This is a genomic window from Thermofilum sp., assembly GCF_038871435.1.
In the GTDB taxonomy this organism is placed as follows: Archaea; Thermoproteota; Thermoprotei; order Thermofilales; family Thermofilaceae; genus Thermofilum; species Thermofilum adornatum.
Window position 1 is genome coordinate 342,402 of the sequence record NZ_JAVZIC010000001.1, and the last position, 14,634, is coordinate 357,035.

The window sequence follows — 14,634 nt, forward strand, 5'->3', positions numbered from 1 at the left end:
AATATAACGTTTACCCTTTATTACCCTTATTCATAAAAATGTCCAGAGAAAAATCTCAAGCAAGATACTTTGAGGTCAAACGGGAAAGCCTTCTTGATATCTCGAGGAGTCTTTCTTCTAAGACGTCAACCATCTTGTTATAATCGTTCAACGTTATCCTGCCAGTTCTAAATCCTCTCTCTATTTTCTCGATGTCCCTCAAGGTGCTTGCAATCACGTTGGAGATCTCGTCGAGCTCCTTGACCAGGCCTGTCCAGTCGCCCTCGAGACTGCTAAGTATCTCTTTTGTACGCCTCTCGTACTCCCTATCCCTCTGCTCGAAGGCCCTGAGGGTAGATGTAATCTTCGTTATGCCTGCTTTTCTCTCACGTAGACCCCTTAACTGGTCCAATAAGCTTGAGATACCTTCCTCTCTCCTTGTCAGTATCTCTGCTAGCTCTCCGAGTCGTTCATCTTGTTTCAGGGTTCTGGTAAGCGCCTCTGTCTTTACTGTTGACACGCGTTGCCTGTTAACATAGTATACCGCTCCAATCACTGCTAAGACAGCTAGCGCTATTAGTAGGTAGACTCCTACGGGGATCGACTGAGCAACCTTAGAGAAAGACGGATTCACTATTACTGTTGGATAAGTGTCATATAAGAAAAGCGGTCCCTTTGCTACAAACTTGTAGCAGTGCATGTCGTTCTGAACCGTTGTTGAAACTACTTCTGGAACCGTCTGGATAATCCCTGGTAAGCAAAGCTCAATGGTATAGTTTTTAACTATAAAACCGAGACCCATATATGCTGGCACCGCATTTGTAGCATTAAAAGAGTAAACAAGCGAGAAAGTAACCCTCTGGTTCCTTTTCTGGAGAGAAGACAACATACTGTACAAAATCAGTTTCGACTGGTTTGTGGTATAAATGTTGATGTATGGGCTTGGAACCTTGCCATAGCTCCAGTAGATACCCACTAAACTCGCGTTTCTAGGCAGATTGAAGCTTAGTTGCTCGACCCATGCATCAGCTAGTGAAACAACTGTCAAAGTGTCATTGAACACGATTTTGTCGCCAGTCAGGGTTATCTTTCTTGTTAGCTCGTCCACCCTATAGAGAGGATAGCCATATGAAGAAACATTTGCACTAACAACGTCCAAGCTCCCAGGGATATACGACTGGTTATACTTAACCGTGGCTCCAGTAGCATTTCCCAAGACAGACTTCAACTTGATCGGCTGCGGAAGAGTAATCTGCCCAGTAACATTTGTGATTATTCCGGTGGGCGAGAGAGGTACAGGAAAAACAACTTTCACAGCGTCTGTGCCGGGCTCGATGGAATCAAAAACAAAGGTAAAATTGATACTGGTAGAGGGGGCGGGAAGCTCAAAGGTCAAAAGTCCATTGCTAGCTCTACCAATAACTGTGAATTTTCCATTGGTTGCCGTTGCCAGTACAAGTCTCTTCTCGAAAGAAGAAATATTGAACGTTACCCTAGTCGTTGCCTCAGGAAGTTTAAGGTTGTTAAACACTAGGATGTAACCATACTCGATTCTCCCTGAGACACGGGCAGAGGCAGGATAAGAAACTGCTCCTTCAGCCTTCGAAAGAGGCACAAATTGTGCAGTAGCCAGAATAAGCAGGAGTAAACCCAGAGTAGCTATGCATATCGCTACTTTATAGCTCAAAGACTTCACCAGAACTAAGGCAATAAAAACCAGTATTTAAGCCTCTCTCTAGCAAAAATAAAGAAAACAAAAATCAAGAAAGCTCTCTATGGTCCCACAAAGTCCTCTATTGTTGGAAGCTTCTTTGGCAGGCCCTTCCTTTCCCTGATTGCAAGAGCTACCTGCTCAAGCTGGGAAGACGGCACAGGTGCCCACTTGTAAAACTCGTATGCAAAGAAAGCTCTTCCCTGAGTAGCCTCCCTAAGTTCGTCTGCAATGTTAAAGCTCTCCGACACTGGCAACTCTGCGAGAACCCTCATAACCATCCCCTTCTCCTCCATGGATATTATCTTGCCTCTGTGCCTATTTAGCACCGTAAGCACACCGCTGACTTGTTGAGAAGGTACCTTTACGTCCACCTTTAATATTGGTTCAAGCAGTGTAGGTTTGCCAGAAAGTAGAGTGGCCATAATACTGTTCTTAGTAGCTGGCATTATCTGTGCTGGGCCGCGGTGCGCCGGATCTTCATGCAGAACCGCGTCTACCAAAACCACTTTCACGCCTCTCACAGGTTCCTGTGCTAATGGCCCTGCCTCCATAGTCCATCTAAAGCCTTGGATAATGGTGTCTTTTACTTCTCTCAAGTACTGCAGACCACTGGTCTTGTTCACGATTATGTTAAAGTTCTCGTCGATGTCCCATATGTTCCTAGCCTCGTCTGTGTCCCAGCCTGCATACTCTCTAAGGATTTGGGCTCTTTCACGCCAGTCCTGGTCTGCAAAGATCTTGCCCTCCTGCATCAGCTTTATTGTTTCCTCGTTTAGTGGCTCTGCATAGAAGTATAGCTTATTGTGCTTGTTAGGAGACTTACCCTCGAAGACCTGACCCTTCTCGCGTATTGTTTCACGGTACCTCACGATTGGTGGGGAGGTAACTATATCTATTCCTGTCCTCTGCTTGAGATCCCACAGCGTGATTTCTAGGTGGAGTGTTCCAACGCCGCTCAGCAGGTATTCGCCTGTCTCCTGGTTGATATATACCTTCAGAGTTGGATCTTCTATGGCAAGCTTCCTCAATGCGTCGACCAGCTTCGGTAGATCGCCGCTTTTCTTTGGCTCTATAGCTACCGTAACTACGGGCTCGGCAACGTAGGCCAAGTGCTCGAAAGGCATCATGACGTCTTTGTATTTCGAGTCTACGACTGTTTCGCCTGCCCTTGCCTTGTCGAGTCCAAGCATGGCAACAATGTTTCCCGCCGACACCTCTTCGATCTTTTCCCTGTAGGGACCCATGTAGATGCCGACCTGTAGAACTCTCGCAGTGTCCTTGGCGTTTAAAAGGTATACTTCTTCGCCTTCCCGCACAGTCCCACTAAAGACCCTTCCAGTAGCGACATGTCCCGCATGCGGATCAATGTTTATCTTGCTCACAGCAACAACGGTTGGACCGTCTGGATCACACTCAAGCATCGCCTTGCCAATCTCACTGTTAAGGTCTCCCTTCCAGAGCTTCGGCACCCTGTATTTCTGGGCTTCCCTGGGATTAGGTATGTGCTCGACAACCATGTCCAAGAGTGCAATATAAAGCGGGAAGTCCTGAGCCAGCTTGTCTTTCTCATCGTGCAGGTAAGCGTCGACTATGTAGTCGAATTTTACGCCTTTCTTCATAGCTATTGGAACTGTTAGACCCCACTTGTGCAGGGCGCTTCCAAACGCCACCTGTCCCTTCGCAAAGTCTACCTTCCACTTATCCCTGAACTCTTTGTCTGCATAAAGGTCTATAAGTGCATTGAATTCTTTAACTATCTCAATGAACCTTTGCTGTATCTCTCTGGGCTCAAGCCTTAACTCCTTTATCAGTCTGTCTACCTTATTAATGTACAAAAGGGGCCTAACGTATTCTGCAAGTGCCTGTCTCACCACCGTCTCCGTCTGGGTCATTACTCCCTCTACTGCGTCGACTACTACTATTCCTCCATCCATCATTCTTAGACTTCTCGTTACATGCGAGGTGAAATCTATGTGTCCCGGGGTGTCCACGAGGTTTATCACGTATGGTTTACCCTCCCACTCGTGGTAAAGCGACACATTTGCCGCTTTCACGGTCATCTGTCTCAATTGCTCGATCTCGACGTAGTCTAGGGCTAAGGCTTGGCCGGCGACCTTAGGGCTTAGAATTCCAGCACCCATTAACAGTGAATCAGAGGTAGTTGTCTTGCCATGGTCGACGTGTGCAAGAGTGCCGATATTTCTAACTTGTTCGACGTTTTTCATTATTTTTGCGATATCGCTCACTTGCTTGTATCTCACCATACACTTCTCCCATCTATCTAGTTCAATGAACGAAACAAAATGCCAATTTATAATGATTTCGGGCTACGGGAGGATGCGTAATATTTAATTTGACAATAGCTAAATTTGGGTGGGGATGTAGCGTGGACATTTATCTGCTTGGCCACCTAACAATCGATATTGTGGTTGAGGGAGAAAAGGTAAGGAGAAGCCTGGGTGGAACAGTTACCTTCGGCTCTCTAGCGGCGCTCAAGCATGGCGTTAGACCCCACATAGTGTCGAAGGTTGGGAAGGATTTTCCCGACGAGTACATGATGTTTCTGGGCAAGCATAATATTGATCTCAGTGGGGTAGGTATCTCGAGGTATCTGCCGACAACCAAGTTTAAGCTTGTTTACCGCAGTAGCGGCGATAGAGACCTCTATCTCTTGGCTAGGTGCGAAGATATTCTTTCTGGAGACGTGCCGCTGGGAAAGATAAAGGGCAACATTGCAGTAATTGGGCCGCTGGTTGGCGAGATTCCTCCGAGCGTTGTCCAGGAGGTTTCAGAGGTTGCCTCACTGGTAGTAACTGATCTCCAGGGATACGTGCGGAAACAGCTAGGAGACAAAAGGATAGTTTTGTCTTCTTCTCCAGAGGCTAGACTCGTGGTTTCCCTTTCGGACATTGTTCATGCGGAGGTTGCAGAGGCGAGGGCAATATACGGGGACCTCGAGCCACTGGAGCTTGCAAAGAAGCTCGTGGAGGATGGCGCCGGGATTTCCCTCGTAACTCTGGGGGCTGATGGCGCTTATGTGGCCACGAGGCAGAGGGCTTTCTTTGTGCCCAGCATACCTACCCGGGTTGTTGACAGAACTGGTGCTGGGGACGTGTTTACTACTGTGTTCGCGGTCGAGTATCAGCGTAGCGGCGATATAAGGGAGGCCTCTGCATATGCCACTGCAGCCGTATCTTTCCTCATAGAGAAGCCTGGGGTTGATGGATTGAAGGACCGCTGGGAGGTTAGAAAGCGGGCGGAAAAACTCATTGAGAACATAAAGGAACTTGCATGAAAGTCATTATTTATATATTTTTTCTATATTGTTTTTATTGTGGAAACAAGCAAATTGCTGGACGAATTGAACATTAAGATTAGGGACGCCCGGGAAGTACTGAAAAACATTGTTCATCATACCCCTCTACAACACTCTAGAACCTTGTCTGACCTGACTAAGGGGGAGATCTATCTAAAGCTTGAGAACCTCCAGAAGACGGGGGCCTTCAAGGTTAGGGGCGCGTACTACAAGATGCAGAAGCTTGCACGTTCAGGTGTAAAAAGCGTGGTCGCGGCTAGTTCCGGTAATCATGCCCAGGGGGTTGCTTTCTCCGCAGCGAGTCTAAACATGAAGGCGACGATTGTTATGCCTAGGCACACGCCCTTCTACAAGGTGAATGCCACGAAAAGCTATGGCGCAGAGGTTGTGTTACATGGTGATACTTATGATGATGCCTACCAGAAGGCGTTGGAGATAGCCCAGCAGACCAACGCGGAGTTTGTACACCCGTTTAACGACCTCGACATAATGGCTGGACAGGGGACAATAGGTGTAGAGATTTTTGAAGACCTTAGCGATGTTGAGGTCGTGTTGGTACCTGTTGGTGGTGGCGGACTGATCTCTGGAATAGCTACTGCCCTGAAAAAACTTAAGCCTGACGCGAAGGTGATCGGTGTCCAGCCCAAGGGAGCACCTGCAACTTATCTGTCTTTTCAAGAGAAAAGAATCGTGGAGACGCATGAGGTTAGCAGCATTGCTGATGGAGTCATTGTTAAGAAGCCGGGTGACCTAACGTTGAAAATAATGGAGGAAGTCGTGGACGACATGGTTCTTGTAGACGACCGGGAGATAGCTAGGGCAATGTTTCTCCTCCTGGAAAGAGTAAAAACAGTCGCGGAGCCTGCTGGAGCGCTGGGAGTGGCTGCGGTCATCTCTGGCGCAGTTGATGTGAGTGGAAAGAAAACTGTTCCCGTGGTTAGTGGTGGCAATGTTGACCCTACGTTGCTTATCAGGGTCCTTGGACAGGTTCTTTATGTGGAGGGACGGCAAGTGAGAATCCAAGGCATATTGCCTGACAAGCCTGGCCAACTAAAGAAGGTTATCGATGCAGTTGCTGAGCTCGGCCTAAATATTGTCGAAATACAGCACGAGAGATTAAATCCACTTTTGACGCCTGGAATGGCACTGGTCACTCTGGGGCTTGAGGTGCCAAGCAAAGAATATGCTGATATATTAGTTCTGAGACTCAAACAGATGGGGCTAGACTTTAGGGTGGTATAGGATGCCGGAAGCCGTGTTCACCGAGAAGGCGCCTAAACCAATAGGTCCCTACTCCCAGGCAATCAAGTCTAATGGCTTCATTTTTGTATCTGGTCAAATCCCCCTTGATCCGTCTACGGGTGAGATTGTAGGAGACGACATAAAAACACAGACCCGGAGGGTTCTTGAAAATATAAAGGCGGTTCTGGAGGCTGCAGGTTCGTCTCTTGAGAAAGTTGTATATTCAGTCGTCTTTCTAAAGGATTTGTCCCACTTCCAAGCGTTCAACGAGGTGTACTCAGAATACTTCACAAAGAACAAGCCGGCACGTGTAACGATCCAGGCTGCAAATATCCCTAGAGGAGCACTGATCGAAATCTCAGTCATAGCTGAAGCCTAGCAACCCGCGAAAATCTTATAGGTTTCTGGGTTGTTTAGTTTTTTACTGGCGGGGGTGCCCGAGCTAGGACAAAGGGGGCGGACTCAGGATCAGTTAAAAGATGGGATCTCCGCTGGCGTAGGCCTGCCCGGGTTCGAATCCCGGCCCCCGCACCACTTTCTATCCAATGGTATACGTGTCAGAAAAAATTTAAAAACATGGTTAGTGAATAAGGGAAAAGGTAGGTGAGTCTCGTTGAGGGTGCTCTATACTTCCGCTACTGTCCCAGTACCTGAAGGCGTCAAGGTAAATATTTCAGGAAAAAAGGTCACAGTTGAGGGACCATTAGGAAAGGTAGAGAAAGACTTTTCCCATGCCAAGAGAATCACCATAAGGCTTGAGGGCAACAACGTCGTAGTAGAGACGCATGGCGCCACGAAAAAAGACTATGCACTAGTAAACACTATAGCATCCCACATCAACAACATGATTATTGGCGTCACAAGGGGTTACCGCTATAAGCTGAAGGTTGTCTACGCCCACTTCCCGATGAACTTCAAAATCGAAAACGACAAGATAAGGATTGAGAACTTCCTTGGAGAACGTGGTCCACGATATGCAAGAATAATGCCCGGCGCAAAAGTAAAGATCGAAAAGGAAGATATAATAGTTGAGGGCATAGACAAGGACGCAGTCGCACAGACAGCGGCAAACATCCACTTGGCCACTCATCTGCGTGGTGAGAGAGCTCTAAGCCCGCACGGGCGTGAAGGTACTGGTCCCGGTATACTTGACGGAATCTACCTCTACGCAGTCGAACATTTAAAGTAATCTACATGTCTCTAGTTGAGGTCCACGTCGGCCTAGACGATGCAGATTCACCCCTTGGGTTTTGTACAACGTTTCTTGGACTGCTACTCGTTAACGAGCTGAAAAAAATTGGCGCCGTTTTTCTTGACCTGCCGTACCTTGTCAGGCTTGATCCTAATATCCCCGCCAAAACCCGTGGAAATGGGGCTGTTTCTTTGCATTTCAGGCTGGAACAGGACAAGATTACTCATGCCGAGAATATTATAAGGAATACAGTAGAAAGGTTTGCAGAGAAGCATGGAAAAACTGACCCAGCAGTAGTTATTTCGACTGGAAACGTTCCCGAAGAACTAAAGGAAATATTCCAGCGGGCACTTTCAGAATATGTGCCCGTCAGTCATGTTCACAGCATGTTTAGAAAACTCTCCGCAGAAAAAAAGATTAGGCTGGTCTATGCATACAGAGATAGACCGAGGGGACTTATAGGCGCTGTCTCCGCGGTAGCCGCTTATCCTCTGGCTCAGTACACCTACGAGTTGCTTGTTTACAGAGACCCCAGAGACAAAACAGCCGAAAGAAATATTGATACAAACATGTTTCTTGATATTGACAAGACGTATCGTCCATATATTTTTTCTACTTTTGATTACAACTCGGGTAGACTGCTGGCAACTCCTCATGGTCCAGACCCTGTCCTTTTTGGCTTGAGAAGCCTAGATCCCGATACCTTGCTCAAAGCACTTGGTACTATAAGTGGCAGTGTAAGCTTTCGCGGATACATGGTCTTTAAGACAAACCAAGCGACAAACATGCATTTAAAGGTAAAAAAGAAAATTGCTTCTCTCAGGCCCTATGATTCAGTAGTCGTTTATGGGCGAGTCGATTCCAAACCCAGGATAATTCCGGGTGGACACGTATTTGCCGAGGTATGTGACGATACGGGGTGCATCACTGTAGCTTTCTACAAGGAAACCGGCAGTCTCAATAGAGTTTCGAGGCTCTTGAGGAAAGGAGACAAGATCGAGGTTGGAGGCGGGGTAATCCCCAGAGAAAAAAATACGCTCAATGCAGAGATTCTAAGGGTTGTTGAGCCTGCTCCATTGATGCTAGAGGAGAACCCTAGATGTCCGAAGTGTGGAGCCAGGATGACATCTGCTGGCCGAAACAAGGGATACAAGTGTCCAAAATGTGGATTTAGATCCACGACTCTTGGGAAAAACATAAAGAAGCTTCCAAGAATACTGGAGCCCGGCCTATACATACAGTCGCCCATTGCCTTCAGGCACTTGACAAAACCCAGGGAAATATACGGCTTACAGCCTGCGACAATAACAAGTGACTGGCTTATCTCAGAAAAATGGTTTTATCTTGAGCAGCAGTAGGACAAGTAGCATCAGCAAGCCTTGCGTCTTCATAGCAGAGGCTCGGTCGACTCTCTTTTCCTCATCAACTTCTCCCTATAAAACCCCCTATTTATTGTTTCATTTGTTTCTAGGTCGACACCTATAAATTGGGCTAAACATAGCTATAACTGTGCAATCTGTACTCGAAGTCTTAGGAGAACTGGGCAAAGCCGTCGACCCAATAATGACAGAGTTTCTACTGAAAGACGCTAGCCCAGAGTTCCAAGAGGCAGTTCTATACCAAATAAAAATGGGCGGCAAACGCATACGTCCAGCCCTCACGGTTGCAAGTTGCCTAGCGGCAGGAGGCAATATTCAGGACTCACTACACGCTGCTGCAGCCGTAGAGCTTGCTCACAATTATTCCCTTATTCTCGACGACATAATCGACCACAGCGAGCTGAGGAGAGGTCTACCCACTGTATGGAAGAAATATGGAATCAGCACCGCTATACTCGTAGCTGTGCACTACCGCGAGACCATCTCACAAGTTTTAAATCATACTCGTGATCCAAAACTTTTCAACGAGATTCTGGCCGAAACAATTAAGCTACTTACTGACGGGGAGAGACTAGACATTCTATTCGAGCAAGCAGGCAGAAGCGACGAGCCCTACATACTGGAGAATCGCTATAGAAAGGTCACACTGGAAGATTATCTAAAAATGATCGAGAGGAAAACAGCCAAGCTTATTGAGACATCCTGTGTCTTCGGGGCACTATCTGCGCACGCCGACAAAAACATAGTTGATGCATTGAAACAGTACGGCTATAATCTAGGCATGGCTTTCCAGATAGGTGACGACATTATCGACATTTTTGGTGTAGAAGAGAAGACTGGGAAAAAAGTCGGCGGAGATATCAAGGAACATAAACTAGGAAACATTGTTGTTCTGTTGGCTGTAGAGGAGCTTGAATCAAGCGAGAAGGAGCAAGTACTCTCGGTTCTACGCAAGGATGATGTCTCATGGGAGGAAGTCTCACATGTAATTAAGCTCATCTCCAAAACAAGTGCTAGGCAAAAAGCCGAGAAACTGAAAAAGGAGTATGTAGACAAAGCAGTAAATGCACTAGAGGTCCTGCCAAGGGGCAAATACAGAGACATATTACTTGAGCTTGCATCATTTATCGAGAAAAGAGACTTCTAAAGACAGACTTTAATTATAAACACCACATTTTTCGACGTGGGTAAAATGCTTGCAGTCGTCAAGCTAGGGGGTTCAGCTATTACAAATAAGGCTAAACCCTACACCCTTCGCCGCGAAAACATAGTTAAGGCATCGAAGACGATAAGCAAACTATATAGTGAAGGCTGGGACTTCGTCCTAATACATGGGGGAGGCTCATTTGGACATCCAACAGCCGCAAAGTACAGACTCCAAGAGGGTGGACTAGAACCAGAAAAACTGAGAGGCTATGCGGAGACCAGGTACTGGATGACAAAACTAAACACATACGTAGTTAAGACCCTACTGGCATACGGTGTCCCAGCTGTCTCAATCCAGACATCTGCAGTTGCATATAACGCTAATGGTAAGATGGCTCGTTTCGACTACGAAATAATTCGAGAAATGCTGTCAAGGAGACTTGTACCTGTTCTTTATGGTGACGCTGTCTTGGACACTATCAGAGGTTTTTCAATACTTTCTGGCGACACTATCGCCTCAAGAGTAGCCATCTACCTAGGAGCAGAGGTCCTCGTATATGTCATGGGTTCTGGCGGAGTTTATTCTAGACCCCCTGAGAGCCCCGATGCGACCCTTCTTAGAGAAATCTCGCGAAAGTCGTTTTTGACTGTTGGAGAAGTATCAGGCATAGATGTGACTGGCGGGCTACGTGAAAAACTAGAGGAAGCTTTCGCGGCAGCCGAAAAAGGCATAAAGGTAAATATTGGTGGAATAAGCTTCCTCGAAGAAATGATTCTCGGAGTCGAAGCACCATACACAAGAGTATTACCCTAGAAACAGTTTTATTTATCTCCGGGCTTGCCAAATATGGATTATTTATGGAAAAACCTAGCAATGGCTTCAGGGTGTTCGTCAAGGAAATTTATCTCTCTACCAAAGAGAGAATAGAGCTAGTAGACATCACTAACAAAGTGGAAGAAGCTGTCCAAGAAAGCAGAATTAGAAACGGAATATGTCTTGTCTATGCTCCACATGCAACCGCAGCGGTAATATTGAATGAACATGAAAAAGGGCTACTGAGCGACATTGTCAAAAAGATTCTGGAAATCGCGCCGCCTGGGGCAAACTACCTACATAACAGAATAGACAACAATGCACATGCACATGTAGCATCAAGCATTATTGGCTCCTCGGCAACATTGCCCGTGGTAAATGGAGAACTGATGCGCGGAACCTGGCAGAACATCTTCCTTGTAGAGCTCGATGGCCCACGTGCCTCTAGAAGAATAATTGTAGAGGTTTTAGGAGAATAAAAGCCGGGAAAACATTATTGTTCTTTGTTTTTGGGCTGTGAAAGCGTGACTTTCACGTCTACAGCGAGTGCACCCTTGCCTTTTTCGTAGACAAAGAAGGGGTTGATGTCTATGTCTTCTATTTCCTCGATGTCTAGAGCGAGCTTCGAGAGCCTCAATAACACGTCTACAACTTTTTCGTAGTCTGCTGGGGGCTCGCCCCTATATCCCTTGAGAACCTTGTATATTTTTGTCTCCTCCAGCATCTCGTAGGCATCATCGATAGATAGAGGGGCAACCCTGAAACTTACATCCTTGTATAGCTCGACGAGGATACCTCCGGAGCCAACCATAACAAGGGGACCGAATATTGGATCCCTATGTATTCCTATAGCCACCTCTTTTCCTTTTTCGGCCATTTTCCTGACGATAATTCCATTAATACGTGCGTTTGGAACCTTCTTTGTAACATTGTCCATTATTTTGTTGAAGGCCTCGGCGACCTCCACATCAGAGTTCAGCCCTATAATTATGCCTCCAACGTCGCTTTTATGGAGTATGTCTGGCGACTCGACCTCTAGGACAACTGGGTAGCCAAGCTCCTTGGCAATTTTTACTGCCTCCTCCGGGGTTCGAGCAATCTTCTTCAGCAAGACAGGTATACCGTAGTGGCTTACAAGCATAGATGCTTCCGATGGTGTTAACGCGGTTCTCCCTTCTTTGAGTGCATTCTTGACTATCTGCCTAGCCAGCTCAACATTGACAGATAGAGACACCTCTGTCCTCCTCTCTAGCTTTTCTAGCGCCTGGATGTACCTATACATTGCGCCTAGGCTTGAGGCAACTTTTTCTGGAGACTCATAGCATGGCACACCGCTCTCTGTAAGCTTGCTACATGCAACGCTTACCTCGTCTCCGCCGATAAACGATGCTAGGACAGTTTTCTTGGAGCCTGTCTCCTTTATTGCTTTCAGCAGTGCGTCAGCAATCTCGCCTGGATTAGTAATCGCCGTGTGACAATATAGTACAATGACTGTATGCACTCTGTCGTCGAGGAGGAGATCCTTTAGTGCCCCATAATACTGCTCCGCGTCAGCCATTCCAGTCAAATCAATCGGGTTCAGAACGCTACCAAACGGTGGCATATGTCTCCTTAGCTTTTCGGCGAGATCCTGTGGAATACTCATGAGCTTAATGTTGTTGTCTTCAAGAGCGTCAGTAGCCATGATGCCTGCACCGCCGCCATTGGTGAGGACAACAACGTTCTCACCGCTTGGAAGCGGGGCCTTAGCAAAAGCGGTTGCCCAGTCAAACAGTTCAATGAAACTTTTGGCCAGCAACACGCCGGACTGTTTAAATGCAGCCTCATATGCGGCGAAGCTTCCTGCAAGAGAACCAGTATGCGACTTTATAGCCGCTATTGTTCTGGTACCTCTTCCGGCTTTCAGGATTATTATTGGTTTTCTCCTTGCCACCCGCCTTGCAACTTCTAGAAACCTTGCACCATTGTTTATTCCCTCTAGGTAAGCTGTTATAACCTTTGTATACGGGTCTTCGCCGAAGAACTCTATTAGGTCGTTTTCATCTACATCGGCCTTGTTCCCGAGACTAACAAGGTCCGACAAGCCTATACCTTTAAGCTTTGTCCAGCCAACAAGCGCTATTCCCAAAGCTCCGCTCTGGGTGATAAAAGCTATTTCTCCAGCCTTGGGTAATCCCTGACAGAAGCTAGCATTTACACCTTTAACAGTGTCACATACGCCGACAATGTTTGGGCCGAGCAGGCGTAAACCATACTTCCTAGCAGTTTCCACAAGCTTTAACTCTAGGTCAACGTTACCAATCTCCTTGAAACCGCTAGAAATCACTGCTACTGCTTTAACCCCCTTCATTCCGGCTTCCTCTAGTACCTTTGGTACAGCCGGGGCAGGAACCACTATCACTGCCAAGTCAATAGATGCCGGGACATCAAGTATCGATTTATAGCATTTCAGCCCAAGAATTTCGTCGGCAGATGGATTTACTGGAAAAATTTTTTCACGCGGAAAACCAGCATCAAGTAGATTTTTGACAACTTGATAGCCGATTTTATCTGGGCTCCGAGACGCCCCAATAACTGCGACGCTCTCCGGCCTCAACAATTTAATTATTTTTTCGTCAAACATCGAAATCACGTATAAGAACAATGTAATAGATTAATGTTTTTTGATTAACATGTTTCATTATTTCCACTTAACTCGCATGTATACAGCGACCACTATAATTTTACGTGGTGTCGGTAGCTATTGGACTTCGGCTGGTTTGTCCCTATGAAACAGCATACATATTTTGTTTAAGCTTATTGTCTGTTCCATGTCTCTTCTACTCGTCTTTGCCGCAGTAAACTCCTTAACTCTCTGGGCAATGTAAGCGTCGGCTTCTCTGGAACTATGCCGCCCGGGTGCCTGTCGACGACAATTATCAGTACTACGCCGAGTACTATGTATGATAGATAGTTTGGATCAAATGGAAGTATTAGCCTCTGCTTAGTAAACTGTATCAACCTGTCAAAAGCTAGGTACACTGCTGGCCCTACAAGCGGGCCATACGGATTACCACTGCCACCAATTATAACCATTAACGTTACCAGGAATGTTTTCGATGTAGTGAAATCGTCGGGATTCACCGTCCCGACATAGTATGCATAGAGCACTCCTGCTACACTCGCCATAGCAGACCCAATCATCATAGCCATCATTCTTAGTTTCACAATGTTTCTTCCAAGACTCTCGGTTGCCAGCTCATTGTCCCTCATGGCGCGGAGTGCCCTCCCAAAAGGAGAAGCAGAAAGCCTATAATATACAATCCAGATAATCGCCGCGACGACAACAGACAAGAATAGCAATAATATTTCTCTAAGTGGCGAGCCGGCCCACGCTAAAAAGTCTACCACGCCAGCCCCGAACGTTCCACCAACCAGCGGGTCATAGTTCCTAGCAACTATTCTTATCGTCTCACTAAAAGCTATCAGTAGCATTCCAAGATAGTCCTCACGCAACCGCAAAGCCGGATAAGACACAAGAACCCCAAGGACAGAGCCTACAAGCACGGCTACTATGAGCGTCGCTATAAATATGCCAAGACCTAAGAACGGGTTCCTAGCTACGGATTGGCTAACCGACATGGCCCACCTTAAACTATTCAGCTTGAAGTCTCCCTCCAAAGCCATGCCCAGAAAAACTGCCCCTAGCCTGACTGAGAGAGCCCCCACACTGAATGCACCAATAGCAAAGAAAGCGGCTTTCGCAAAGTTTGGAAGCCCAGCTTCCCCATATTCTAGGTTTAGGGAGGAAGCCAGAATAACGTAGACCGAATACAGGACAGCTAAGTCCAAAACGAAAAACACAACATCCAC

General features: G+C 46.7%; 12 protein-coding genes and 1 tRNA gene. 9 read left to right on the forward strand and 4 right to left on the reverse strand.

Annotated elements, in window-relative coordinates; genetic code table 11:
* Positions 1 to 55: 55 nt before the first annotated feature.
* Both QXT17_RS01870 and QXT17_RS01875 read right to left on the reverse strand, forming a co-directional pair.
* Entirely contained in the window at positions 56 to 1,666 is a 1,611-nt protein-coding gene (locus QXT17_RS01870; RefSeq protein ID WP_148684731.1) for a hypothetical protein, read from the reverse strand.
* 86 nt (positions 1,667 to 1,752) lie between these two features.
* On the reverse strand, positions 1,753 to 3,957 hold the full coding sequence (locus QXT17_RS01875) for an elongation factor EF-2 (protein WP_020962541.1): 2,205 nt from the start codon (positions 3,955 to 3,957) through the stop codon (positions 1,753 to 1,755).
* A 122-nt stretch (positions 3,958 to 4,079) separates the two neighbouring features.
* Here QXT17_RS01875 and QXT17_RS01880 point away from each other — a divergent pair, with 122 nt between their 5' ends.
* From QXT17_RS01880 to QXT17_RS01920, 9 genes are all read left to right on the forward strand, one after another.
* Positions 4,080 to 4,988 carry a PfkB family carbohydrate kinase gene (locus QXT17_RS01880; RefSeq protein ID WP_052887274.1) on the forward strand — a complete coding sequence of 303 codons (909 nt, stop codon included), beginning with the start codon at positions 4,080 to 4,082 and terminating at the stop codon, positions 4,986 to 4,988.
* A 39-nt stretch (positions 4,989 to 5,027) separates the two neighbouring features.
* The gene (gene ilvA, locus QXT17_RS01885; RefSeq protein WP_244870332.1) at positions 5,028 to 6,251 is read left to right on the forward strand and encodes a threonine ammonia-lyase; all 1,224 of its coding nucleotides are present in this window, start codon (positions 5,028 to 5,030) and stop codon (positions 6,249 to 6,251) included.
* 1 nt (position 6,252) lies between these two features.
* Positions 6,253 to 6,630 carry a RidA family protein gene (locus QXT17_RS01890; protein ID WP_020962538.1) on the forward strand — a complete coding sequence of 126 codons (378 nt, stop codon included), beginning with the start codon at positions 6,253 to 6,255 and terminating at the stop codon, positions 6,628 to 6,630.
* A 48-nt stretch (positions 6,631 to 6,678) separates the two neighbouring features.
* A tRNA-Leu gene (locus QXT17_RS01895) sits at positions 6,679 to 6,785 on the forward strand.
* A 79-nt stretch (positions 6,786 to 6,864) separates the two neighbouring features.
* Positions 6,865 to 7,440, forward strand: coding sequence for a 50S ribosomal protein L6 (locus tag QXT17_RS01900; RefSeq protein ID WP_020962537.1), 576 nt, complete (start codon positions 6,865 to 6,867; stop codon positions 7,438 to 7,440).
* 5 nt (positions 7,441 to 7,445) lie between these two features.
* On the forward strand, positions 7,446 to 8,801 hold the full coding sequence (locus QXT17_RS01905; RefSeq protein WP_052887272.1) for a tRNA(Ile)(2)-agmatinylcytidine synthase: 1,356 nt from the start codon (positions 7,446 to 7,448) through the stop codon (positions 8,799 to 8,801).
* Between the two features lie 151 nt (positions 8,802 to 8,952).
* Complete coding sequence (locus QXT17_RS01910) at positions 8,953 to 9,969, forward strand: polyprenyl synthetase family protein (RefSeq protein WP_052887271.1); 1,017 nt, start codon at positions 8,953 to 8,955, stop codon at positions 9,967 to 9,969.
* Between the two features lie 45 nt (positions 9,970 to 10,014).
* Entirely contained in the window at positions 10,015 to 10,782 is a 768-nt protein-coding gene (locus QXT17_RS01915; RefSeq protein ID WP_052887270.1) for an isopentenyl phosphate kinase, read from the forward strand.
* 44 nt (positions 10,783 to 10,826) lie between these two features.
* Positions 10,827 to 11,261: a secondary thiamine-phosphate synthase enzyme YjbQ gene (locus QXT17_RS01920; RefSeq protein WP_052887269.1), complete on the forward strand. Its 435-nt coding sequence runs from the start codon at positions 10,827 to 10,829 to the stop codon at positions 11,259 to 11,261.
* Between the two features lie 14 nt (positions 11,262 to 11,275).
* On the opposite strand, the gene QXT17_RS01925 is transcribed toward QXT17_RS01920, so the two are convergent.
* Together QXT17_RS01925 and QXT17_RS01930 are read right to left on the reverse strand one after the other, a co-directional pair.
* Entirely contained in the window at positions 11,276 to 13,405 is a 2,130-nt protein-coding gene (locus QXT17_RS01925) for an acetate--CoA ligase family protein (RefSeq protein WP_052887268.1), read from the reverse strand.
* Between the two features lie 173 nt (positions 13,406 to 13,578).
* Positions 13,579 to 14,634, reverse strand: a complete 1,056-nt coding sequence (locus QXT17_RS01930) for a branched-chain amino acid ABC transporter permease (protein ID WP_187148157.1) — start codon at positions 14,632 to 14,634, stop codon at positions 13,579 to 13,581.

What these genes read in the sequence shown, in the direction of transcription:
- QXT17_RS01920 (WP_052887269.1), top strand. Translation starts at nt 10,827, where the DNA reads ATGGAAAAACCTAGCAATGGCTTCAGGGTGTTCGTCAAGGAAATTTAT.
- QXT17_RS01875 (WP_020962541.1), bottom strand. Translation starts at nt 3,957, where the DNA reads ATGGTGAGATACAAGCAAGTGAGCGATATCGCAAAAATAATGAAAAAC.
- QXT17_RS01890 (WP_020962538.1), top strand. Translation starts at nt 6,253, where the DNA reads ATGCCGGAAGCCGTGTTCACCGAGAAGGCGCCTAAACCAATAGGTCCC.
- QXT17_RS01905 (WP_052887272.1), top strand. Translation starts at nt 7,446, where the DNA reads ATGTCTCTAGTTGAGGTCCACGTCGGCCTAGACGATGCAGATTCACCC.
- QXT17_RS01925 (WP_052887268.1), bottom strand. Translation starts at nt 13,405, where the DNA reads ATGTTTGACGAAAAAATAATTAAATTGTTGAGGCCGGAGAGCGTCGCA.
- QXT17_RS01915 (WP_052887270.1), top strand. Translation starts at nt 10,015, where the DNA reads ATGCTTGCAGTCGTCAAGCTAGGGGGTTCAGCTATTACAAATAAGGCT.